Origin of the sequence: Rhizobium esperanzae (genome assembly GCF_002204185.1) — a bacterium.
Classification (GTDB): domain Bacteria; phylum Pseudomonadota; class Alphaproteobacteria; order Rhizobiales; family Rhizobiaceae; genus Rhizobium; species Rhizobium esperanzae.
Genome location: NZ_MXPU01000017.1, coordinates 41,012 through 62,706 on the forward strand (window position 1 = coordinate 41,012; position 21,695 = coordinate 62,706).

Here is a 21,695-nt window from a genome sequence, read left to right on the forward strand (position 1 = left end):
CTGGAGCGCCCCATTCCCCTTCTCCCCTCGGGGAGAAGGTGGCCCGAAGGGTCGGATGAGGGGGCTGGTGGCACGAACGATAAGACTGAACGACGAACCCAAGGAGACCCCAACATGAGCACCGGATTTTTCGGCGATATCCAGAAGATCAAATATGAGGGCCCGGACAGCACCAATCCGCTGGCCTTCCGCTATTACAAGCCGGACGAGATCGTCCTCGGCAAGCGCATGGAAGACCATTTGCGTTTTGCGGTGGCCTACTGGCACACCTTCACCTGGCCGGGCGGCGACCCCTTCGGCGGCCAGACCTTCCTGCGTCCCTGGTTCGAAGATACGATGAAGGCGGCCAAACTCAAAGCCGATGTCGCTTTCGAATTCTTTTCGCTGCTGGGCGCACCCTACTATTGCTTCCATGACGCCGATGTGCGCCCGGAGGGCAAGAATTTTGCCGAGAACACCAGGAACCTCAATGAGATCGTCGATTATTTCGCCGAGAAGCAGGCGGCGACCGGCGCCAAGCTGCTCTGGGGTACGGCGAACCTGTTCTCCAACCGCCGCTACATGTCGGGTGCGGCGACCAACCCCGATCCAGACGTCTTTGCCTTCGCCGCTGCAACGGTCAAGACCTGCATCGACGCCACGCAGAAGCTCGGCGGCGAGAACTACGTGCTCTGGGGCGGCCGCGAAGGTTACGAGACGCTGCTCAACACCGATCTCAAACGCGAGCTCGACCAGCTCGGCCGCTTCCTCAACCTCGTCGTCGAATACAAGCACAAGATCGGCTTCAAGGGCACGATCCTGATCGAGCCGAAGCCGCAGGAGCCGACCAAGCACCAGTATGATTACGACGTCGCGACCGTCTATGGCTTCCTCAAGAAGCACGGTCTCGAAAACGAAGTGAAGGTCAATATCGAGCAGGGCCATGCAATCCTTGCCGGCCATTCCTTCGAGCACGAGCTGGCGCTTGCCAATGCGCTTGGCATCTTCGGCTCGATCGACATGAACCGCAACGACTACCAGTCCGGCTGGGACACCGACCAGTTCCCGAACAATGTTCCGGAAATGGCGCTTGCCTATTATCACGTTCTGGCAGGCGGCGGCTTCAAGACCGGCGGCACCAACTTCGATGCGAAGCTGCGCCGCCAGTCACTCGACCCGGCAGACCTCCTGATCGGTCATATCGGCGGCATGGATTGCTGCGCCCGCGGCCTCAAGGCGGCTGCCAAGATGATCGAGGACAAGGCCCTGTCGCAGCCGCTCGCCGATCGTTACGCCGGCTGGGAATCGGCCGAGGCGCAGAAGCTCTTCCGCGGTGAGTATTCGCTGGATGAGATCACCAACTGGGTCGAGAGCCACGACGTCAACCCGCAGCCGAGATCCGGCAAGCAGGAACTGCTCGAAAACGTCGTCAACCGTTACGTTTGATAAAGCGCGCCGGCGGCCAGCGGTCGCCGGCGTCACCCTTCTAGATTATTCTCGGCTCATCGCTTCAACCAGTTGCGTGAGGGCGCGGAGACGGAGTTTCGCACCACCAGATCCGGCCTCAGCAGGATTTCCGTCTCGGCCGGGCGTCCGTCGGACAGAAGCTCCAATAGCAGCGCCATCGCCTGTTTGCCGATCGCGGTTCTCGGCTGGCGGATCGTCGTCAGCGATGGCGATATGAAGACGGCCTGCGGCACGTCGTCGAAGCCGGTCACCGAGAAATCTCGCGGAATATCATAGCCTCGCGCGCCGAGCCCGATCATGACGCCGATCGCCGTCTGGTCGTTCACGCACATGAAGGCTGTGGGAAGCGTGTCGCGCATGAAAAGCTGTTCGACCGCGTGCCGGCCGCTTTCGATCGTGCCGTCGCCCTCGAGCACGATCCGTAAGTCGGGCGGGACGCCAGCAGCGTCGAGACCGGCATCATAACCCATGCGGCGCCTGGTATAGGCGAGCCGGGTTCGGGAATCGCCGATGAAGGCGATCTTGCGATGCCCTTCGGCCAGCAGCAGGTCCACCGCTTTCCTGGCGCCCTCGGTATCGTCGACGCCGACATAGGGAATGCCGCCGTTGAAGACCGGTTCGAAAACCCCGACGCTCGGCGGCAGCCGCGCCGTCATGGTCTGATGACCGAAGGGGAGGATGCCGGTGAAGAGGATGAGCCCGGCCGCCTGGTTCGAGTTGAAGAATTTCAGATATTCCAGGCCGCGCTGGGCATCGTTCTGGGTGTGGCCGATCAGGACGCCGTAGCCGTGAGCGCGGGCCTCGTTCTCCAGTCCGACGAGAATATTGGAAAAATTGGGATCGCCGATATCGGGCGCCACCACGAGGATCATGTTGGAGCGGCCGAGCCTCAGGCTGCGCGCCATGGCATTGGTCGTATAACCGGTGATGGCGATCGCCTGATTGACCTTGAGCCGCGTCGAGTTGGCGACCTTTTCCGGCGTGTGGATTGCCCGGGAAACCGTGGCGATGGAGACCTCGGCGATCCGGGCGACGTCTTCGATGGTTGCGGGCGTGGAATTCGACACTGCGCTCTGCCTTGGGGCTGTCTTCGCCGCGACACTACACAGACTTGCCGAGAGGTCAAAGGCAAGCGTCAACTGATCTGTGTTAATCCACGATGTAAACCTTTACATGCCTCATGTAAAGGTTTACATAAGGCTCGAAGCGGACGGGAGCCGCGTGCGCGTGCCTGTTTGAGGGCCTGAGGCGGTTTTCAGAAGGAAAATGTGCGCAGTTCAAAACGCCGGAGTGCGGCGCTCTAGGGGGAGGGCATAATGACCGTGGAGATCGCCGACACCGCACCCGTGGTGCTGTCCGCCAGGCGCATATGCAAATCCTTCAGCGGCGTGCAGGTCCTCTTCAGCGTCAACTTCGATCTCCGCGCCGGCGAAATCCATGCGCTGATGGGTGAAAACGGCGCTGGCAAATCGACGCTCGTCAAGGTGCTCTCAGGTTTCGAACAGCCGAGTTCCGGCGAGATCCTGCTCGACGGCAAGCCTGTGGTGCTGCCGCCGAATGGTGCTGCGGAAGCGCTCGGCATCGTCATCATTCACCAGGAATTCAACCTCGCCGACCATCTGACCGTGACGGAGAGCCTTTTCCTCGGTCGCGAAGTGACGCGTCTCGGCGTGCTCGATCGCAAATATATGCGCGTCGAGACGCGCAAGGTTCTCGACGTGCTCGGTTCGCATGTCGATGAGAATGCTTTGATCAGCACGCTTTCCATCGCCGACAAACAAATGGTCGAGATCGCCAAGGCGATCAGCCGCGATGCGCGCGTCGTGTTCATGGACGAGCCGACCGCCGTGTTGTCGCGGGAAGAGACCAATATGCTGTTCAAGCAGGTCCGCAAGCTGCGCGACCAGGGCACAAGCTTCGTCTTCGTGTCCCACAAGCTCGACGAGGTGATGGAACTGACCGATCGGGTGACGGTGCTGCGCGACGGTCAGTGGATCAAGACGTCGCCGACCTCCATTCTGGACGGGGAATCGATTGCACAGTTGATGGTCGGCCGCGAACTTTCCAGCCTCTATCCTGCCAAGGTAGAGCCTGATGTCGACGAGGAGATCGTCTTGAGCGTCGCCTCGGTGTCAACCGGCTATGTCAGGGATGCGAGCTTCGAAGTACGCAAGGGCGAGATCATCGGGTTTTCCGGCCTGATCGGCTCCGGCCGTACCGAGTTGATGGAGGCGATTGCCGGGCTGCGGCCCCGCCTCGAGGGCGAGGTGGTCATCAAGGGGCAAGCGGTCCCCTCCGGCGACGTGCACGCGGCCAATCGCTGCGGTCTTGCCTATATGACCAAGGATCGCAAGTCGAAGGGTCTATTGCTGCGCTCCGGCATGGCGACCAATCTGACGCTGCAATCGCTCGGAAGACATTCGCGCCACGGCTATCTCAGCCCGAGCAGCGAGGCGGCCGCACTGGCGAAAGCCAAGCGTCGTTTCGACATTAGAGTTCGCGACACCAATATCGTCGCCGGTCGCATGTCGGGCGGAAACCAGCAGAAGCTGCTGCTCGCCAAAGTCATGGAGACGGATCCTGACATCATCATCATCGACGAGCCGACGCGCGGCATCGATGTCGGCACCAAGCAGCAGATCTATCATTTCATTTCGGCGCTCGCCCGGGACGGCCGGTCAATCATCGTCGTTTCGTCGGAAATGCCCGAAGTTATCGGTCTCTGCACAAGAGTGGCCGTGATGCGCGAAGGACGGATTGTCGGCGTGCTCGAGGGCGACGAGATTTCCGAGCAGGAGATCATGCGTTACGCCGCCGGGCTCAAAAAGAAGGTGGCTGCGTGAGGCCGGAGCGAGACTTCGCCGACGCGGACAATAGATAGGATGCCCAGACGAACTGGGACGGGAGGTTGGTTTTGGACATGAGCATTAACGAGGAGACCAGGGCGATCCGGCGCAGGTCCTGGCGTGACGTTGATCTGCGCGCGGTTGCACCGTTTGCCGCCTTGGCCTTGCTCCTGATCGTCGGCGCACTGGTCAACCCGAATTTCATCGGCATCACCAATCTTGCCAACGTCGCGACACGCTGCGCTTTCATCGCCATTATAGCGGTCGGCGCCACCTTCGTGATCTCGGCCGGAGATCTCGACCTTTCCGTTGGCTCGATGGTCGCCTTCGTCGCCAGCCTGATGATCCTGCTCATCAATTCGGGCGTCATTGCCGATCCGGTGCTGATGCTGACGGCCGCGGTGGTGTTTACGGTGATTGCGGGGGCTCTTTGCGGCCTCGCAAACGGCCTCATCACCACCGTCGGCAAGATCGAGCCTTTCATCGCCACACTCGGCACAATGGGCATTTATCGCGGCTTGACCACCTGGCTGTCGCAGGGGGGTGCGATCACCTTGCGCTCCACTGAAATCCAGACGCTCTACCGTCCGGCCTATTTCGGCAATATTCTCGCTATTCCCGTGCCGATCGTGGTGATCCTCGTCGTCACCGCGATTGCAGCCTTCATCCTCTACCGCACCCGTTACGGTCGCCATGTCGTGGCTGTCGGTTCGAACAGTGACGTCGCGCGCTATTCGGGCATTGCCGTCAACCGCGTGCGCACCATTGCCTTCGTCATCCAGGGCCTCTGTGTAGCGATTGCCGTGCTGCTCTATGTGCCGCGTCTCGGATCCACCTCGGCGACGACCGGCATCCTGTGGGAGTTGCAGGCCATTACCGCCGTCGTCGTCGGCGGCACGGCTCTCAAGGGTGGCGCCGGCCGGGTCTGGGGTACCATCTGCGGCGCCTTCATTCTCGAACTCGTCGGCAACATCATGCTGCTTTCGAACTTCATCAGCGAATATCTCATCGGTGCGATCCAGGGTGCAATCATCATCATCGCCATGCTGGTGCAGCGGTCGCTGGTTCGCAAATCCTAACGCAAAAAACTTCTCGGATCGGCCGGGCTTGACAGGGCACCCGGCTCGGATTGGACAAGTCCCTGATATTTTTGGGAGGAAATAGCATGCGCAAGCTCATGTTGGGTCTGGCGGTTGCGGGGGTGGCTTTTGCCGGTGCAGCCTACGCCCAGGACAAGAACTACACGATCGGTGTGTCCATTCCGGCCGCCGATCACGGCTGGACCTCCGGCGTCGTGTTCCATGCCGAGCGTATTGCCAAGAAGCTGATGGCCGAGCATCCGGGCCTGAACGTCATCGTCAAGACCTCGCCGGATGCCGCGACGCAGGCAAACGCCGTGCAGGACCTCGATACGCAAGGCATCGATGCACTCGTCATCCTGCCGTCGGATCCGGATCCGCTCGTCAACGCCATCAAGGAAGTCAAGGACAAGGGCAAGTTCGTCGCGCTTGTCGACCGCGCCCCGTCGAATAACGACAATTCCGTGCGCGATCTTTACGTTGCCGGCAACAACCCGGCGCTCGGCGAAGTCGCCGGCAAATATATTGCCGAAAAGACGCCAGAAGCCGAAGTTGTCGTTATCCGCGGTCTGCCGATCCCGATCGATCAGCAGCGCCAGGACGGTTTCGACAAGGGTATTGCCGGCTCCAAGGTCAAGGTTCTCGACCGCCAGTATGGCAACTGGAACCGCGACGACGCCTTCAAGGTGATGCAGGACTATCTGACGAAGTACCCGAAGATCGACGTCGTCTGGTGCCAGGACGATGATATGGCCGTCGGCGTTCTTCAGGCGATCGAGCAGGCCAAGCGCACCGACATTCAGTATGTCGTCGCCGGCGCCGGCTCCAAGGACATGGTCAAGAAGGTCATGGATGGCGACAAGCTGATCCCGGTCGACGTTCTCTATCCGCCGGCAATGGTCGGCACGGCAATGGAGTTGACGGCGGCGGCACTCTACGACCAGGTCCCGGTTCACGGCAACTACATCCTTGACGCGACGCTCGTTACCAAGGAGAATGCCAAGAACTTCTACTTCCCGGATTCTCCGTTCTGATCACCCATCAAGAGGGTGCGCCCATTCGCAAGGATGGGCGCATTTTTTATGCCCTCACGTGGCGGACGGCGAAAATGCTGCACGTACCTCTTGCCCGCCACAGCCCATCATGATTAGGTCGCAGCCATACCGCATCTGGACTCGCGCCAAATCCGGCGGCAAGGGCGAGGAGGCACCTTGCTCCCGCAGAAATGCGTGCTACAAGTTCTTCAGAAACGTTTACGGTCGATATTCAGGGAGGAATCTGACATGAAGACGATCAAGGGTCCCGGCCTTTTCCTTGGCCAGTTCGCGGGCGATACCGCGCCTTTCAATTCTTGGGACGCGATCACCAAATGGGCGGCCGACATCGGTTACAAGGGCGTTCAGGTTCCGACCTGGGCGAGCCAGCTGATCGATCTGAAGAAGGCCGCAACCTCCAAGGATTATTGTGACGAGTTCGCCGGCAAGGCCCGCGAAAACGGCATCGAAATCACCGAGCTTTCGACCCATCTGCAAGGCCAGCTGGTTGCCGTTCACCCCGCCTATGACGAAGCATTCGACGGCTTTGCGGCGCCCGAGGTGCGCGGCAATCCGAAAGCCCGTCAGGAATGGGCGGTCGAGCAGGTCAAGATGGCGCTGACAGCATCGAAAAACCTCGGCCTCAAGGCGCATGCGACCTTCTCCGGCGCGCTTGCCTGGCCCTTCATCTATCCCTGGCCGCAGCGTCCCGCCGGTCTGGTCGAGACCGCCTTCGACGAGCTTGCCCGCCGCTGGACGCCGATCCTCAACCATGCCGATGAGAACGGCATCGATGTCTGCTACGAGATCCATCCGGGCGAGGACCTGCATGACGGCATCACCTTCGAGATGTTCCTGGAGCGCGTGAAGAACCATCCGCGCGCTAACATGCTCTACGATCCCTCGCATTACATCCTGCAATGCCTCGACTATCTCGAGAACATCGATATCTACAAGGACCGCATCAAGATGTTCCACGTCAAGGATGCTGAGTTCAATCCCACCGGGCGCCAAGGCGTCTACGGTGGTTACCAGGGCTGGGTGGAACGCGCCGGCCGCTTCCGATCGCTCGGTGACGGTCAGGTCGATTTCGGTGCGGTCTTCTCGAAGATGACGGCCAATAATTTCGACGGCTGGGCCGTGGTCGAATGGGAATGCGCGCTGAAACATCCGGAGGACGGCGCCCGCGAAGGAGCAGAATTCGTCGCCGCCCATATCATCCGCGTCACGGAAAAGGCTTTCGACGATTTTGCCGGCAGCGGCACCGATCAGGCGGCCAATCGGCGGATGCTCGGGCTTTAAATAAAAGGCCTGCCGTGAGGCTGCCCCTCACCCTAACCCTCTCCCCGTTTTGACGGGGAGAGGGGACTTGCCACGCCGGGCGACGGAGTTGGCATCGACGTCGCCGCATATGCCTTCTCCCCGCGAGCGAGGGTCTGAAAGACGGGTCGAGACCCGTGGCTCGACCCAGGCAAAGGTGGTGGCAGCCGGATGAGGGGCGCATCCGCGCCAAGATCAAATTCCAGGAGGACAAAAATGGCAATCGAAGCATCATCCGAACAGACCCGCGAGCCGCGCATTCGGCTCGGCATGGTGGGCGGCGGCGCGGGCGCGTTCATCGGTGCGGTGCACCGCATCGCGGCCCGCATCGACGATCAGTACGATCTTATTGCAGGCGCGCTGTCGTCGACACCTGAGAAGGCGGTTCAGTCCGGACGCGATCTCGGGCTCGACCCGTCGCGGACCTATTCCAGCTATCGCGAGATGGCGATCCGGGAGGCGAAGCTGAAGAACGGCATCGAGGCGGTGGCGATCGTTACCCCGAACCATGTGCATTACGACGCGGCCAAGGAATTCCTGAAGCGCGGCATTCATGTCATCTGCGACAAGCCGCTGACGTCAAACCTGGCGGATGCGAAGAAGCTGAAAAAGGTGGCCGACGAGAGCGGCGCGCTGTTCGTGTTGACGCATAATTACACCGGTTACCCGATGGTTCGTCAGGCGCGCGAGATGATCGCGAACGGCGAACTCGGCGATATAAGAGTCGTCCAGGCTGAATATCCGCAGGATTGGCTGACGGAAGCGGTCGAGCAGACCGGCCAGAAACAGGCTGCCTGGCGCACTGATCCGGCCCAGTCCGGCGTCGGCGGGTCCACAGGCGATATCGGCACGCATGCGTATAATCTCGCCTCCTTCATCACCGGGCTGGAACTCGACAGCCTGGCCGCCGATCTCGACAGTTTCGTTCCCGGCCGCCGGCTGGATGATAATGCCCATGTCATGCTGCGCTTCAAGGCGAAGGGTTCGGAGAAGCCGGCCAAGGGCATGCTGTGGTGCAGCCAGGTGGCGCCGGGCCATGAGAACGGCCTGATGGTGCGTGTCTACGGCAGCAAGGGCGGGCTGGAATGGACCCAGAAGGACCCGAACTACCTCTGGTACACGCCGTTCGGCGAGCCGAAGCGGCTGATCACCCGCGGCGGCGCCGGCGCCGGAGCGGCAGCCGGTCGTGTCTCGCGGGTGCCGTCGGGGCATCCGGAAGGTTACCTCGAGGCGTTCGCGACGATTTATACGGAAGCTGCGCATGCGATCAACGCCCGCAAGAAGTGTAAGGACGTGGACAAGGCAGTGGTCTATCCCACGGTCGACGATGGCGTGAAGGGCGTGGCCTTCGTCGAGGCCTGTGTTGCCTCGTCCAAGAAAAACGGCGCCTGGGTCAAGCTCTGAGCTTTGGCGATCGCGCCTCGATGGCGCGGAGTCGCGAGAAATGCCGAGGCAGTTTTGGGCCGCCTCGGCTTGTCCGTCATGCGTCAGGCCGCATCGCGGTTGCGCTGCATGAGCGCGTCGACGCTGAGCGGCCCGGCGCCTGCCGCCACCAAATAGAGAAACACGAAGCAGAACAGGATCGCGGCGACGCCGCCGTTCTGCGCGGGATAAAAGCTCTTTCCCGCATGGCCGATGAAATAGGCGAAAGCCATCAGGCCCGAGAGCACGAAGGCTGCGATGCGCGTCTGGAATCCCACCAGGACGAGAAAGCCGAGAGTGAGTTCGATCAATCCGGCAATCCAGGAGAGCGAGCCCATCGGCGGCACGCTTGCCGCTGCCGGAAAGTGCAGGATCTTCTGCGTTCCATAGCTGAAAAGCACGAGCGACGAGACGAAGCGCAGCAGGCTCAGCAGATGCGGCTGCAGCAGATGGATCGAAGACAGCATTGGGATTCCTTTCATGCTTGCGAATATCTCCGCTGTGTAGTGATCATGGCCCCTGCAGCAAATCACGACTGCTGACATTCGCGTTATGAGAGCAATTGGAGGCGAAAAATGCTGCAGGTCGAGGCGGCTGACCTGCGCCGTCGCCGCTCGGCCGCCCATACTGTAACGTTGCAGTTTTCTCCTGCCGGGCCTGTACTTTGCTTGCCGGCTTGGCTAAATCCGACCCCTATGGTCAATTCAGATGCTGAGAGACGGGATTTACAGATGATCGACGCGAAGACGCTTGCAAGCCGCTTTCCCGGTGATTTCACCTTCGGCGTTGCCACCGCCGCCTTCCAGATCGAAGGCGCCGGCAAGGCCGATGGTCGCAAGCCGTCCATCTGGGATGCCTTCTGTAATATGCCCGGCCGCGTCCATAACCGCGACAACGGCGACATTGCCTGCGACCACTATAACCGCCTGGAGCAGGACCTCGATCTCATCAAGGATATGGGAGTCGAGGCCTACCGTTTTTCCATTGCCTGGCCACGCATCATCCCTGAGGGCGCTGGCCCGGTAAACGAGGCGGGCCTCGATTTCTATGATCGGCTCGTTGATGGCTGCAAGGCGCGCGGGATCAAGACCTTCGCGACGCTCTACCACTGGGACCTGCCCCTGCTGCTCGCCGGCGACGGCGGCTGGACGGCGCGTTCGACCGCTTATGCCTACCAGCGTTACGCCAAGACTGTCATGAGCCGCCTCGGCGATCGCCTCGACGCCATCGCGACTTTCAACGAGCCCTGGTGCATCGTCTGGCTGAGCCATCTCTACGGTATCCATGCTCCCGGTGAGCGCAACATGCAGGCTGCCCTTCACGCCATGCATTATATGAACCTTGCCCATGGCCTCGGGGTTGAGGCAATCCGTTCGGAAGCTCCCAATGTGCCGGTCGGGCTCGTGCTCAACGCCGCCTCGGTCATCCCGGGCTCCGACAGCCCGGCCGATATGGCAGCCGCCGAACGGGCGCATCAGTTCCACAACGGCGCCTTCTTCGATCCTGTCTTCAAGGGCGAATATCCGAAGGAATTCGTCGAGGCGCTCGGTGACCGCATGCCCGTCATCAAGGACGGCGACCTGAAGCTGATCAGCCAGAAACTCGACTGGTGGGGCCTGAATTACTACACGCCCGAGCGCGTCACCGACGATGCCGAACGAAAGGGCGATTTCCCCTGGACGATGAAAGCTCCGCCGGCAAGTGACGTCAAGACCGATATCGGCTGGGAAATCTATGCGCCGGGCTTGAAGCTCCTGGTCGAGAACCTCTACCGCCGCTATGACCTGCCGGAATGCTACATCACCGAGAACGGCGCCTGCGACAATAGCGGTGTTGTCGATGGCGAGGTCGATGATACGATGCGCCTCGATTATCTCGGCGATCATCTCGATGTCGTGGCCGACCTCATCAAGAATGGTTACCCCATGCGCGGCTATTTTGCCTGGAGCCTGATGGACAACTTCGAATGGGCGGAAGGCTATCGCATGCGCTTCGGTCTCGTCCATGTCGATTATGAGACGCAGCGGCGCACGGTGAAGAAGAGCGGCAAATGGTATCGCGAACTGGCGGCTGAATTTCCGAAAGGCAATCACATGCCGGCTCAGCATAGCAAGCTCAAAAAATAGACCCGCGGAAAGCTGCAACAGGCGGTTGCTTAAACGTTTCTGAACCCTTGACTGGCAAACTCCGCTGGTCAGGGAGCCGGAATGCAAATACTCCAAAAATTGCAGGGCAGGGGATCGGGCATAGGCCGTCACATCACCGTCACAGGTGTGCTGTTCTCCTTTGCCGTCATCGTCGCCGTCGCCACCATCATGGTGTTGACGGCAATCGAACGCGTGGCTGAGAACGCCAATGTGCTTGATGACGAGCGCTCGCGTGAAACGACGATCGGCGCGTTGAAGACCTTCGAGGATCAGCTCGGTGCGACTCTCGACGATTACGCCGCCTGGGACGACGCCGCCGCCAACGTCTATGCGCCCGATGGCATGGCATGGACGGTCAGCAACTACGGCGAAATGTCGGTCAACAGTTCGCTGTTCGACATGGCGATTGTGATCGATGATGCGAAGAATTCGATCATCGCCTATCGCGACGGCAAGCCGATGGAGGAGCCGCTCGCGGATTTCTTCTCGCCGTCGCTCTGGAAATTGCTCGACGCGGTGAAGGCGGCCGGCCCGGCCGATACTCCGCAGGCGGTTGGTTTCATCACTACCAAACGCGGCATTGCCGCTGTCGGCGTGGCATTGGTGCGGAAGAAATCCGGCGCGCTTGATGCACCCGCGGGCCAGCACCGTTATCTCATTTTCGCCCGGCATCTCGATGACGACAGGGTGGCCGGACTCGGCCAGACCTATGTGATCGGCGGACTGAGGCTGGCGCCGCCGAGTTTCGCGGCCGAATATCTCGTCTCGATCGACGATCCGACGGGGGCAACGATCGGCAAGCTCGTCTGGAATTCGCGCTCACCCGGCAATATTGCCTACGCGCAGGTGCGGCCGATGGTCATTCAGGCACTCGGTCTCGTCGGGCTTTTCTTCGTGGTTCTGCTGGCCATCGGCTGGTTGGCCGGCCGACGCCTGAAGGCGGAGGAAAACAGCGCACGCGAAGAGGCGCTGCGCGACAGGCTGAGCGGCCTTTCCAATCGCGACGGCCTCGGGCTCGCCGTCGATCGTTATGTCCTAGAAGCGCGCCAGAGCAAGCGCAACGTGCTGCTCCTCTATCTCGACCTCGACGGTTTCAAGGAAGTCAATGACAGCTATGGACATGGCACGGGCGATCAGTTGATCCGCGCGGTCGCGGCGGGCCTCAAGGTATTGATTCCACAAGGCGCGGTTCTCGCCCGAATCGGCGGAGATGAATTTGCGATCGCCTTTCTCTCCGATGGCGAGAACGCCGCCGCCCTGCAGCTTGCCGAGCAGATCCTCGATTTTCTCGTCGAGCCGCTGGAGATCGGTCGCCGTGTCGTCGTCGTCGGCGCCAGCATCGGCATCGCCATGTCGCCCGCCGGCGCGATCGACCGCGAAGAGCTGGTGCGCCGTTCCGATCTGGCCATGTACAAGGCGAAGGAGGCCGGTCGCGCGCGCATGACGCTCTACGATCCGTCGATGGATACGGACCGGGAGCAGCGCAATGCGCTGGAGCTCGATCTCAGAATCGCCATCGAAAGCGGCGACCTGACGCTTGCCTATCAGCCACTGGTCGATGCGGGCACGCATGCGCTGATCGGCGTCGAGGCGCTGGTGCGCTGGAACCGTCCGGGCCACGGCCCGGTTTCCCCCGAGCTGTTCATTCCGATCGCCGAGACCAGCGGCCTCATTGAATCGCTCGGCCTGTTCGTGCTGCGCAAGGCCTGCGAGACTGCCAAGCAGTGGCCGGAACTGAACGTCTCTGTCAATGTCTCGCCCGGCCAGTTCCGCAATCCCGCCTTCACCGACTATGTGCGCTACGTGTTGAAGCAGACGGAGATCGAGGCCAGCCGCATCACTCTCGAGATCACCGAAGGTTATATGATCCAGAATCCGCAGCGCACCCGCCAATCGATCGAACGGCTGAAGGGGTTGGGGGTCAAGGTGGCGCTCGACGACTTCGGTTCCGGCTTCTCCTCGATCGGTTATCTCAGGCAGTTCGGCTTCGATCGCATCAAGATCGACCGCTCGCTGGTCATGGGCGTCAACGAGGACAAGCGCCAGCGCGAAATGCTGCAGGCGACGGTGGCGCTCGCCCGCTCGCTCGATATCCCGGTGACGGCGGAAGGCATAGAGACCGAGGGGCAGGCGGTCGCCATGCGCCTGTTCGGCTGCGACTGTCTGCAGGGCTATTTGTTCGGAAAGCCTCTAACGGCCGAGCGAATTACCGAGATGCTCGACGAGATTCGTACTGCGGAGCAATCAACCCGGCGCCGCCTTGGCGCGGCCTGACGGCGAGATCCCCGGGGCGCGAGCTCATCAGCTGCCGATATGCCGTTGGCCGCGCTTTTTCGCCAGCGCGATCTGATGCTGCCGCTGACGGTAGCGCAGCCGGTCTTCCTCTGTCCGCATGTCATAACAGTGGCTGCAGGAAACGCCTTCCTCATAAAGCGGCGAGGCAATTTCCTCTGATGTGATCGGGTTGCGGCAGGCGTTGCACAGCCGGTGCTCACCTTCCTTCAGGCCGTGTTCGACGGATACACGCTCATCGAACACGAAGCAGGCGCCCTCCCAGAGGCTTTCTTCCTGCGGCACTTCCTCCAGATATTTCAGGATGCCGCCCTTCAGATGATAGACCTCGTCGAAACCTTCAGCCTTCATGAAGGCCGTGGCCTTCTCGCAGCGTATGCCGCCGGTGCAATACATGGCGACTTTCGGCTTGTTGTGCAGCCCGGTATTCCGGCGCACCCAATCCGGAAATTCGCGGAATGTCTTGGTCTTTGGGTCGAGCGCGCCGCGAAAGGTACCGATTGCCGTCTCATAGTCGTTGCGGGTGTCGATGACGATCGTATCGGGATCGGAGATCAGCGCATTCCAGTCCTTGGGCGCGACATAGGTGCCAACCACTTTGTTGGGGTCGATGTCGTCGACGCCCATGGTGACGATTTCCTTCTTCAGCTTCACCTTCATGCGCAGGAAGGGCATTTTCGAGGCGCGGCTTTCCTTGTGCTCCAGGCGCGCAAATTCCGGTTGGGCATGCAGGAAGGCGAGCACCGCGTGAATGCCGGCGTCCGATCCCGCGATCGTACCGTTAATGCCCTCATGCGCCAGAAGCAGCGTTCCCTTGACGCCGTTTTCCTCGCACAGCGCCTGCAGCGGGGCCCGCAAGCTGGCAAAGCGCGGCACGGATACGAAATGGTAGAGCGCCGCTACGAGGAACGGGCCGGTGTGGGTCAGGCTGTCGGTCATGGGCGGGAAATACAGAAAATTGACCGGCCGCGCAATTGCCTTCCGCGCAGGCGGCCGGCCGTCTCCAGGATCGCCCTGCTATCGCTCAATTTGCAGCCATCAGCCAGAGAAGCTCGATACGCTCCGATTCCTCGTCGGGATCATCGGCGAAGACGGTGTCGGCTTTGAGGAGGGCTTGCCGCCGGTCTTCCTGCTGGCGGAAGATGATCGCGTCAAGAAGATGCGCCAGATCGTCGTTGCGGGTGAAGAGCTGCGGCTCGGCTTCGACCAGTTCACAGAGCACGGCGAGGTCATGGATGTGGCCGAGATCCTCGACGAGCTCCTTGGCCGCACCGCGCTTGGCCCTCATCGCGCCCGGCCAGATGTCCCGCAAAAGAGCGTGGTAGAGCCGATAATCATAGGCGCGTTTGCGCAGATCATGGAAATCCCCGGCCGATGCATCGCCGTGGCACCTGGCAAGTGCAGCCTTGGCCTTGCGCGCGGTGCGTCGCCAGCTCTTCGCCAGCATGCGGGCATTCTTGCGATGACTGCCATCGAAGGAAATGCCATCCAAAGCGGCGATCGCCTCCTTCAGTAGGCCAGGGGTTTCCATCAGCCGCTGTTGCAGGCCGCTCTCGGCCTCCGCCATCCAGTCGCGGCGCCCCTCGAGAATGGTGACGATCCGGCCGAGCGCCTCGCTTTCCTCTTTCCCGCGGGCTGAATGCTGCAGATATTGCGCGGTGCCGATAAGCGCGGCTGCGTCGCGGATGGCCGAAAGCGAGCGCGCGGCATCTCGCAACCTTGCATTTTCCTGCTCCTGGAAATCCGGCACCTCGCGCGCGACGAGCCGGTAGAGCGAGCGCAATCGCTTCAGGTTTTTTCGGAAGGAATGGATCGCCTCGTGCGTACCGTCCAGCCGCTCTTCGAGAAAGGTAATGGCGCCTTCCAGCTGCTCGGTCGCGATGTTCCGGAATGCCTCGGTGAAATCGGCGTCAGGCCGAATGCGATAGGCCATGCCTGTCGTGCCCGTATTCTGTGGCAAGGGCCTGGTTGGAGTAGCGGAAATCGCCGGTCACTTCGCGGCCAAGCCAGGTGGGCAGGACGGGTTTGTCGGTTTCCGCCGTCATCTCCACTTCGGCAATCACCAGCCCGCGATGCTCGCCGGCAAAGACGTCGACTTCCCAGACGAAGCCTTGATGCGGAACGCGGTAGCGCGTCTTCTCGATGACGACGCCGATCGCGCTCTGCAACAGCTCCTCGGCATCGGCAATCGGGATGTCATATTCGAATTCGTCACGGGTGATGGCACTGCGGCCGATCTTGATCGTCAGCTTCGCTTTCCTGCCGTCGAGGGTGCGAACGCGGACGGAACGGTCGTCCATCGAGGCGATGTAACCTTGCCTCAGGACAGACTTGCTCTCGACGGCGGAACGCCATCCATCGCCGCGTACAAGAAACTTCCGCTCGATCTCTTTCGCCATGTCGGTGAACCTTTTGTGACGATCGCCGCACGGTAGACCAATTTCCAGGCATTTCATACCCTTCTTCTCACGCAGCCGGGTTTTATCTCGACAAGGTTCGGCGAGGGCGTTATTCGGGATGCAAATTTCAATCGTTTCAAGGAGGTCGTGCGACCATGGGTGAGAAAACAGAGAAGCTCCTTTCCATCCTGAAGCTCCAGCCGGTCGTTCCGGTCCTGATCGTTGACGATGCCAGGTCGGCGGTGCCGCTGGCCCGCGCCCTCGTCGCAGGCGGCCTGAAAGCAATCGAGATCACCATGCGCACGCCGGCGGCACTCGAGGCCGTGCGCGCCGTCGCCGCCGAGGTCGAGGGCGCCGAAGTCGGCGCCGGCACCATCCTGAATGCCGCCCATTGGGAAGCGGCTGTCGAGGCCGGCTCGAAGTTCATCGTCAGCCCGGGAACGACGCAGGAGCTGCTTGATGCCGCTGCCGATTCCGACGTGCCGCTGCTTCCGGGAGCTGCGACCGCCAGCGAAGTCATGGCGCTGCGTGAGGAAGGCTATCAGGTGTTGAAGTTCTTTCCGGCCGAGCAGGCCGGTGGCGCTGCTTATCTCAAGGCGCTCGCCTCGCCGCTCGCCGGCACGCTGTTCTGCCCGACCGGCAGCATTTCGCTGAAGAACGCCGGGGATTATCTTTCGCTGCCGAACGTCGTCTGTGTCGGCGGTTCGTGGGTTGCGCCGAAGGAACTGGTCGCAGCCGGCGACTGGGCTGGCATTACCACACTTGCGGCGGAGGCCGCCGCTCTGAAGGCCTGAGGTTGCATGGGCGGGACATGAGCGCCAGGCAGCCCGCCCAATATTTGTATTTCAGCCGTCGCAAACCTATGTTCTCCTCCGGCCTCAAACAGGGAGACGACGAGGAATGTTCGACGCAAAGAAGCTTCTCGACCAGTTCTTGGGTTCGCAGGTGCCGGGTCTCGGCGGTTCAGTCCGCGACAAGGCGGGCGAGGCGATGCAGACGGCAAAGAACAATCCGATGAAGACCGGCGCGATCGCAGCCGTGCTTCTCGGCACCAAAACCGGCCGCAGTATTGCCGGCAATGCATTGGCGATCGGTGGTCTTGCCGCTATCGCCGGCCTTGGCTATCAGGCTTACAAGAACTATCAGGCGGGCCAAGCGCCCGCGGCCCCCTCGGATGCACCGTCGGCAAACAATCCGGTGCTCCTGCCTCCGCCCGTCGAATCCGGTTTCGGACCGGCATCGCCTGCCGCCAGCAACGAATTCGTGCTGGTACTGATCCGGGCGATGATTGCCGCAGCGAAGGCCGACGGCCATATCGACGACGCCGAACGCGCCCTGATCATGGACAAGATCAAGGCCGCTGACGTCAGCGGCGAGGCTGCTGCTTTCATCGAGGGCGAACTTGCGTCACCGACGGACATTGATGCGCTCGTGGCTGCGGCGGTGACGGAAGAACAGCGCGTCGAGCTCTATACCGCCTCGCGGCTGACCATCGATCCGGATTCGCGCGCCGAGCGCGGTTATCTCGATCTGCTCGCGGGCCGGCTCGGCCTCGCCGATCAGCTGATCGACCATATCGAGGCGACGGTGTCATCCGCCAAGACGACCTTGTCACAGTGACATCCAGGCCGGTTGCGTTTATCGGGCGACTGGCCTATCCACTCCCGGAGCCTTCCCCGGATAAATTGACGCATTCGTCAATTTATCCGGGGAAGGCTCTGGAATAGGGGAGTGAACATGCGCGATCTTGCAAATTTCAAGGGCTGCCCGGCGCCGAAGCCGGTTACGCTGAAAGGCCGTTTCGTCACCATCGAGCCCTATCGCCGCGAGGAACATCTCGAAGCGCTGTGGGACGGGCTCGGCGGCATGGGCATCAACCCACTGCTTCTTTATTTTTCGCAGGATGATTTCTCGGGCATCGAGGACTTCGCCAACTGGCTGGAAAACGTCTACACCAAATCCGGCTGGCTCACCCATGTCTTTCGTGACAACGCCACCGGCAAGGTTGTCGGCATGGCGAACTACATGCGCGCCGACCCGGCAAATGGCGTCGTCGAAATCGGCGGCGTGGCTCATGGTCGCGACATGAGCCGTTCGCCGCTGTCCACCGAAGCGCACTACCTGATGGCCAAACATGTTTTCGAGGATCTCGGCTATCGCCGCTACGAATGGAAATGCGACAATAAGAACGAGGCGAGCAAGACGACGGCACTGCGCTACGGCTTCAGCTTCGAAGGGGTGTTCCGTCAGCACATGATCTCCAAGCATCGCAACCGCGACACCGCCTGGTTCTCGATGATCGACGCCGAATGGCCGCTGATTAACGATGCTTTCGAGGCCTGGCTTTCGCCCGAAAATTTCGACGCGGCCGGCAATCAGATCCGCCGCCTGCAGGATATTCGTGCGGATCTGGAGAAGGAAAGGCTGGCGTGAGCCCGGAAAGCCGCTCGCAGGCGATCGCCGCCGCTGTCATCCTGCTCGGCGCTGGCCTCGTCCTTTATTTTCTGCCGACCATCGTTCTCTGGATCGGCAATTTCTCGCCGACGCTGGGGATCCTTGTGGGCATCTGCCTGATCACGGCGTTTTTTGCGGTCTTCTGGCTCAGGGCGCGCTACCAGCGTCGCAGAGGAAAATAGCCTATCCTTGCAGGGAGGCGCCGAGCAGGACGGCGCCCATCAGGATGACGAGCAGGGCGCCGAGGATTTCAATGGCATTGCCAACCCAGACCGAAGCCGTCGAGCCTCGTCCGGATAGGCGGACTGCCGCACCCTTGGCGGTGACGGCAAGCGTCGCGAGCACGGAAACGGTGATCGCCGTGCCGAGCGACATGGCGGCGACCGAAAGCGCGCCGCCGAGATAGAGGCCGTTCAGCAGCGAGAAAGTCATGACAAGCAAAGCCCCGGAGCAGGGTCGAAGGCCGACGGCTATGATCGCCGACCAAGCCTCGCGGACGCTGAACCTGTCGCCGGCGAGCAGGGCCGGATCAGGCACGTGCGTATTGCCGCAGGTCTCGCAGACCATGCCGGGAACGAAGCTGTGGCCAGCCTTCACGGCCTGCGCCTTGCCGTTGAAGGCATAGGACTGGCGTTCGGCTGCGTTATCCTTCCAATCCAGCATCATGGACACCGGACCGGCCGACGTCGCCACCAGCCGGCGGCGCGGCAGATTGCTTGCCATCGAACGCAGTTTGCGGAACAGCAGCCAGCCGCCGAAGAGGATCACCATGACGAAGCTTATGATTTCCATGGCATGAGTGGCTGTCGTCAGCGTAATGCCGGTGCCGCGCAGCACCAGCCAGGCGCCGCCGACCAGCGCCACGGCAACGACGCCCTGGATGAAAGCCGAAATGAAGGAAATAACCACGCCGCGCTTCAGCTCGACCTCGTTGGCGATCATGTAGGAGGAGATCACCGCCTTGCCGTGGCCGGGGCCGGCGGCATGGAAGACGCCGTAGGCGAAGGAAAGGCCGACCAGTGATGTCAGCTGCCACGGATCCTCCCGCATTCCCTTCAACGCACCGGTCAGCGCCCGATAGAAGGCCTGCTGTTCATAGTTCACATAGAGCAAAAGCGGCGCAAAAGGCCCGCCCGTCGGTTGAAAACTCGGTTCGGCCGTACCGATGCCGAGCGGCGATTGCGCGTGGGCGAGGCTTGCCGCCGTCAGGAGCGCGAGCAGTGCTGCGGAAAGGATGAGGGACGGGCGTTTTATCAGCATGTGAGCTCCAGCCGTGTGGCGAAGAGTTTGGACATGTTGGTGCCGGTGGGATCGTTGAAGAAGGCGTCCGTCAGCGACTGTTTGTTTTGCGAGATCACCTCGTCGGCATCCGGCCTTACCACCTGGTGTTTGCAGGCCTTGAAACCGTCGCCCACCGTTGCCAGCTCGTTGTCTGTGGGGAAATCGATCGACGTATAGAGCGTCGGATCATAGACGCCGAAGGTAAGCCTGCCCTTGAGCGGCATCTTCTCCGCCGGCTTGACCGCAAAGAACATCAGGAGCTGGCCATTTTTATAGTCGACATGGATGATGTCCGGCTGCTGGACGGTGATGCTCTTCCCGTTGATCGTCAGGTTCATGTAATAGTCGTAATCGGCAAGCGATTGCTTCACCGTTTTGCCGACCTGCGCGAGTTCGTTCGGCTCCAGCTTCAGATCGGTGTTCTTGTCGAAATCCATGACGACCGAGGAGGAGAAGACCTCGTCGAAGCGCCAGACATTGCGCAGTTCCTCGACGCTGCCGTCAGCGCCGGCCACGACTTCGAGCCGCGCCTCCACGAAGATGTGCGGATGCGCAAAGGCAACTGCCGGTGTGAGCGAAAGAAGCGCGGTCATCAATGCTATGGATTTGTTCATGCGTCCCGCTGCCATATTCGGTCGACCCGAGTTCTTGCCAGAAATTGGGACGGAATTGGGACCGGTTTGCCGGTTGAGTTCCGATCGGCCCCACTCCATCGTCCGGCCAGGCCGGTCTTGCGTGCAGATATCACGGATGCTTCTTGAACCAGTTGTGCAGGTAATCGACGAAGATCCTCACCTTGGCCGGCAGGTAGCGCCGGTGCGGGTAGACGGCATAGATGCCGCGGTCGGTCGGAATATAATCGTTAAACAGCGTCACCAGCTCGCCGCTTTCGATCGGTTTACGGGCGATGAAATCGGGAATGAGGGCGATGCCGATGCCGGCGAGGGCAGCGCGAAGTGTCGCGTGCGGGCTGTTGACCTCGATCGGCCCCGAGACGGCGACGGCGAAGGTTGTGTTGTCAGGATTGTGGAAGCGGATGCTGCCGTGGGTGCGTGAATTGGTATCGACGATAAAGGGAAGATTGGAAATGTTGCTTGGATGCTCCAGATCGGGATGACGCTCGAGAAAATCCGGGGTGGCGCAGAGATGGACGCGGAAATCGGAGATCTTGCGGGCGATCATGCCGGAATCTTCGAGCTTGCTGATGCGGATCGCCACGTCGAAGCCTTCCTCGATCAGATCGACGAACCGGTCATCGGCGGCGATCTCCAGCGAAAGGTCCGGGTTCTCGCCGGCGAAATCGATCAGCGACTGGCCGACGTCGGCGTCGACGAAGGTGCGGGGAACGGAGACGCGCAACCGTCCCTTCAGCTGTGCATTGTTTTCGCGCACGAGATCGGCAAGGTTGTCGATCTCCTTCAAAATATCGGAGGCGCTGCGATAATAGGTGTGGCCGGCCTCCGTCATGGAGAACTGCCGGGTCGTGCGGTTGAGCAGCAACGCGCCGAGCTCGTCTTCCAGTTCGCGCACATATTTGGACAGCAGCGCCTTCGAGCGGCCGGTGCGCCGGGCGGCGGCGGAAAAGCCTTCGGCCTCGACGACATCGATGAAGGCGCGTATGCGCGTCAAGGTATCCATGATGCTTCCTAGAACTGTTTTGGAACGTTGAACAAATTGCCCCGCGCTGTTCAATATTTTTTTGCCCAGAGGATCAAAAAATCGCTTGATTATGAAGGCGAATATTCTTATCTCCCAGTCAGCCCAAAGTCGCACGTGCCCATGGGTGTCCGCCGAACCCTCGAATTGGTGAGGAAATCGGTAAGGTACCTGGAATTAACCCCTCCAGTCGCTATTCCGGCCAACCGGAAAATGCGAGGACGCCTGAAGCAACGACGGTGCGGGCCTTTTTGTTCTCTCCCTGCTTTCCATCAGCGGGGGTTACTGAAGAGGCACACCATCATTGCCGGAAGTGCGG

At 61.1% G+C, this 21,695-nt stretch carries 20 protein-coding genes; 12 read left to right on the forward strand and 8 right to left on the reverse strand.

The window, feature by feature from the left end; all coding sequences use genetic code 11:
• The first annotated feature begins 114 nt into the window (after window positions 1-114).
• A complete protein-coding gene (gene xylA / locus B5E41_RS22905; protein ID WP_088396184.1) occupies window positions 115-1,425 on the forward strand; it encodes a xylose isomerase in 1,311 nt (436 codons plus the stop codon).
• A 56-nt stretch (window positions 1,426-1,481) separates the two neighbouring features.
• Here the strand turns inward: xylA and B5E41_RS22910 are convergent, their stop codons facing one another.
• Window positions 1,482-2,513: a LacI family DNA-binding transcriptional regulator gene (locus B5E41_RS22910; RefSeq protein WP_085779519.1), complete on the reverse strand. Its 1,032-nt coding sequence runs from the start codon at window positions 2,511-2,513 to the stop codon at window positions 1,482-1,484.
• A gap of 249 nt (window positions 2,514-2,762) precedes the next feature.
• Between B5E41_RS22910 and B5E41_RS22915 the strand changes: the two genes are divergently transcribed.
• From B5E41_RS22915 to B5E41_RS22935, 5 genes are all read left to right on the forward strand, one after another.
• Window positions 2,763-4,289, forward strand: a complete 1,527-nt coding sequence (locus tag B5E41_RS22915; RefSeq protein WP_088396185.1) for a sugar ABC transporter ATP-binding protein — start codon at window positions 2,763-2,765, stop codon at window positions 4,287-4,289.
• A 77-nt stretch (window positions 4,290-4,366) separates the two neighbouring features.
• Complete coding sequence (locus tag B5E41_RS22920) at window positions 4,367-5,371, forward strand: ABC transporter permease (RefSeq protein WP_088396186.1); 1,005 nt, start codon at window positions 4,367-4,369, stop codon at window positions 5,369-5,371.
• Between the two features lie 86 nt (window positions 5,372-5,457).
• Window positions 5,458-6,405, forward strand: coding sequence for a substrate-binding domain-containing protein (locus tag B5E41_RS22925; RefSeq protein ID WP_011426857.1), 948 nt, complete (start codon window positions 5,458-5,460; stop codon window positions 6,403-6,405).
• Window positions 6,406-6,654: 249 nt separating this feature from the next.
• A complete protein-coding gene (locus B5E41_RS22930) occupies window positions 6,655-7,707 on the forward strand; it encodes a sugar phosphate isomerase/epimerase family protein (protein ID WP_088396187.1) in 1,053 nt (350 codons plus the stop codon).
• Window positions 7,708-7,941: 234 nt separating this feature from the next.
• Window positions 7,942-9,129, forward strand: a complete 1,188-nt coding sequence (locus B5E41_RS22935) for a Gfo/Idh/MocA family protein (protein WP_088396188.1) — start codon at window positions 7,942-7,944, stop codon at window positions 9,127-9,129.
• An 83-nt stretch (window positions 9,130-9,212) separates the two neighbouring features.
• Here B5E41_RS22935 and B5E41_RS22940 read toward each other — a convergent pair whose 3' ends face one another.
• Window positions 9,213-9,614, reverse strand: a complete 402-nt coding sequence (locus B5E41_RS22940; RefSeq protein ID WP_088396247.1) for a DoxX family protein — start codon at window positions 9,612-9,614, stop codon at window positions 9,213-9,215.
• Between the two features lie 264 nt (window positions 9,615-9,878).
• Between B5E41_RS22940 and B5E41_RS22945 the strand changes: the two genes are divergently transcribed.
• Window positions 9,879-11,273, forward strand: a complete 1,395-nt coding sequence (locus tag B5E41_RS22945) for a GH1 family beta-glucosidase (protein WP_088396189.1) — start codon at window positions 9,879-9,881, stop codon at window positions 11,271-11,273.
• An 81-nt stretch (window positions 11,274-11,354) separates the two neighbouring features.
• Window positions 11,355-13,568 (forward strand): bifunctional diguanylate cyclase/phosphodiesterase, encoded by a 2,214-nt coding sequence (locus B5E41_RS22950; protein WP_088396190.1) that lies wholly within the window; start codon window positions 11,355-11,357, stop codon window positions 13,566-13,568.
• Window positions 13,569-13,595: 27 nt separating this feature from the next.
• On the opposite strand, the gene trhO is transcribed toward B5E41_RS22950, so the two are convergent.
• The 3 genes from trhO to B5E41_RS22965 form a co-directional block, all read right to left on the reverse strand.
• Window positions 13,596-14,525 (reverse strand): oxygen-dependent tRNA uridine(34) hydroxylase TrhO, encoded by a 930-nt coding sequence (trhO, locus tag B5E41_RS22955; protein ID WP_088396191.1) that lies wholly within the window; start codon window positions 14,523-14,525, stop codon window positions 13,596-13,598.
• A gap of 85 nt (window positions 14,526-14,610) precedes the next feature.
• A complete protein-coding gene (locus tag B5E41_RS22960; RefSeq protein ID WP_088396192.1) occupies window positions 14,611-15,519 on the reverse strand; it encodes a CHAD domain-containing protein in 909 nt (302 codons plus the stop codon).
• A complete protein-coding gene (locus B5E41_RS22965) occupies window positions 15,497-15,985 on the reverse strand; it encodes a CYTH domain-containing protein (RefSeq protein WP_088396248.1) in 489 nt (162 codons plus the stop codon). Before B5E41_RS22965 ends, B5E41_RS22960 begins: the two co-directional genes overlap by 23 nt.
• Window positions 15,986-16,140: 155 nt before the next feature.
• Between B5E41_RS22965 and B5E41_RS22970 the strand changes: the two genes are divergently transcribed.
• The 4 genes from B5E41_RS22970 (at window position 16,141) to B5E41_RS22985 (ending at window position 18,621) form a co-directional block, all read left to right on the forward strand.
• Window positions 16,141-16,779, forward strand: coding sequence for a 2-dehydro-3-deoxy-phosphogluconate aldolase (locus B5E41_RS22970; protein ID WP_088396193.1), 639 nt, complete (start codon window positions 16,141-16,143; stop codon window positions 16,777-16,779).
• A gap of 106 nt (window positions 16,780-16,885) precedes the next feature.
• Window positions 16,886-17,605, forward strand: coding sequence for a tellurite resistance TerB family protein (locus tag B5E41_RS22975; protein WP_088396194.1), 720 nt, complete (start codon window positions 16,886-16,888; stop codon window positions 17,603-17,605).
• 117 nt (window positions 17,606-17,722) lie between these two features.
• Window positions 17,723-18,418 (forward strand): GNAT family N-acetyltransferase, encoded by a 696-nt coding sequence (locus B5E41_RS22980; protein ID WP_088396195.1) that lies wholly within the window; start codon window positions 17,723-17,725, stop codon window positions 18,416-18,418.
• Entirely contained in the window at window positions 18,415-18,621 is a 207-nt protein-coding gene (locus B5E41_RS22985; protein ID WP_088396196.1) for a hypothetical protein, read from the forward strand. The genes B5E41_RS22980 and B5E41_RS22985 overlap by 4 nt, the downstream gene beginning before the upstream one ends.
• Before the next feature lies 1 nt (window position 18,622).
• Here B5E41_RS22985 and B5E41_RS22990 read toward each other — a convergent pair whose 3' ends face one another.
• The 3 genes from B5E41_RS22990 to B5E41_RS23000 all read right to left on the reverse strand — a co-directional run bounded on the left by B5E41_RS22990 (window position 18,623) and on the right by B5E41_RS23000 (window position 21,358).
• Entirely contained in the window at window positions 18,623-19,699 is a 1,077-nt protein-coding gene (locus B5E41_RS22990; protein ID WP_088396197.1) for a nickel/cobalt transporter, read from the reverse strand.
• On the reverse strand, window positions 19,693-20,334 hold the full coding sequence (locus B5E41_RS22995) for a DUF1007 family protein (RefSeq protein WP_088396198.1): 642 nt from the start codon (window positions 20,332-20,334) through the stop codon (window positions 19,693-19,695). Before B5E41_RS22995 ends, B5E41_RS22990 begins: the two co-directional genes overlap by 7 nt.
• A gap of 130 nt (window positions 20,335-20,464) precedes the next feature.
• The gene (locus tag B5E41_RS23000; RefSeq protein ID WP_088396199.1) at window positions 20,465-21,358 is read right to left on the reverse strand and encodes a LysR family transcriptional regulator; all 894 of its coding nucleotides are present in this window, start codon (window positions 21,356-21,358) and stop codon (window positions 20,465-20,467) included.
• Between the last annotated feature and the right edge of the window lie 337 nt (window positions 21,359-21,695).

Excerpts from the sequence above, each read along its gene's own strand:
- xylA (WP_088396184.1), top strand. The coding sequence starts at position 115 with ATGAGCACCGGATTTTTCGGCGATATCCAGAAGATCAAATATGAGGGC.
- B5E41_RS22915 (WP_088396185.1), top strand. The coding sequence starts at position 2,763 with ATGACCGTGGAGATCGCCGACACCGCACCCGTGGTGCTGTCCGCCAGG.
- B5E41_RS22920 (WP_088396186.1), top strand. The coding sequence starts at position 4,367 with ATGAGCATTAACGAGGAGACCAGGGCGATCCGGCGCAGGTCCTGGCGT.
- B5E41_RS22925 (WP_011426857.1), top strand. The coding sequence starts at position 5,458 with ATGCGCAAGCTCATGTTGGGTCTGGCGGTTGCGGGGGTGGCTTTTGCC.
- B5E41_RS22930 (WP_088396187.1), top strand. The coding sequence starts at position 6,655 with ATGAAGACGATCAAGGGTCCCGGCCTTTTCCTTGGCCAGTTCGCGGGC.
- B5E41_RS22935 (WP_088396188.1), top strand. The coding sequence starts at position 7,942 with ATGGCAATCGAAGCATCATCCGAACAGACCCGCGAGCCGCGCATTCGG.
- B5E41_RS22940 (WP_088396247.1), bottom strand. The coding sequence starts at position 9,614 with ATGCTGTCTTCGATCCATCTGCTGCAGCCGCATCTGCTGAGCCTGCTG.
- B5E41_RS22945 (WP_088396189.1), top strand. The coding sequence starts at position 9,879 with ATGATCGACGCGAAGACGCTTGCAAGCCGCTTTCCCGGTGATTTCACC.
- B5E41_RS22950 (WP_088396190.1), top strand. The coding sequence starts at position 11,355 with ATGCAAATACTCCAAAAATTGCAGGGCAGGGGATCGGGCATAGGCCGT.
- trhO (WP_088396191.1), bottom strand. The coding sequence starts at position 14,525 with ATGACCGACAGCCTGACCCACACCGGCCCGTTCCTCGTAGCGGCGCTC.
- B5E41_RS22960 (WP_088396192.1), bottom strand. The coding sequence starts at position 15,519 with ATGGCCTATCGCATTCGGCCTGACGCCGATTTCACCGAGGCATTCCGG.
- B5E41_RS22965 (WP_088396248.1), bottom strand. The coding sequence starts at position 15,985 with ATGGCGAAAGAGATCGAGCGGAAGTTTCTTGTACGCGGCGATGGATGG.
- B5E41_RS22970 (WP_088396193.1), top strand. The coding sequence starts at position 16,141 with ATGGGTGAGAAAACAGAGAAGCTCCTTTCCATCCTGAAGCTCCAGCCG.
- B5E41_RS22975 (WP_088396194.1), top strand. The coding sequence starts at position 16,886 with ATGTTCGACGCAAAGAAGCTTCTCGACCAGTTCTTGGGTTCGCAGGTG.
- B5E41_RS22980 (WP_088396195.1), top strand. The coding sequence starts at position 17,723 with ATGCGCGATCTTGCAAATTTCAAGGGCTGCCCGGCGCCGAAGCCGGTT.
- B5E41_RS22990 (WP_088396197.1), bottom strand. The coding sequence starts at position 19,699 with ATGCTGATAAAACGCCCGTCCCTCATCCTTTCCGCAGCACTGCTCGCG.
- B5E41_RS22995 (WP_088396198.1), bottom strand. The coding sequence starts at position 20,334 with ATGAACAAATCCATAGCATTGATGACCGCGCTTCTTTCGCTCACACCG.
- B5E41_RS23000 (WP_088396199.1), bottom strand. The coding sequence starts at position 21,358 with ATGGATACCTTGACGCGCATACGCGCCTTCATCGATGTCGTCGAGGCC.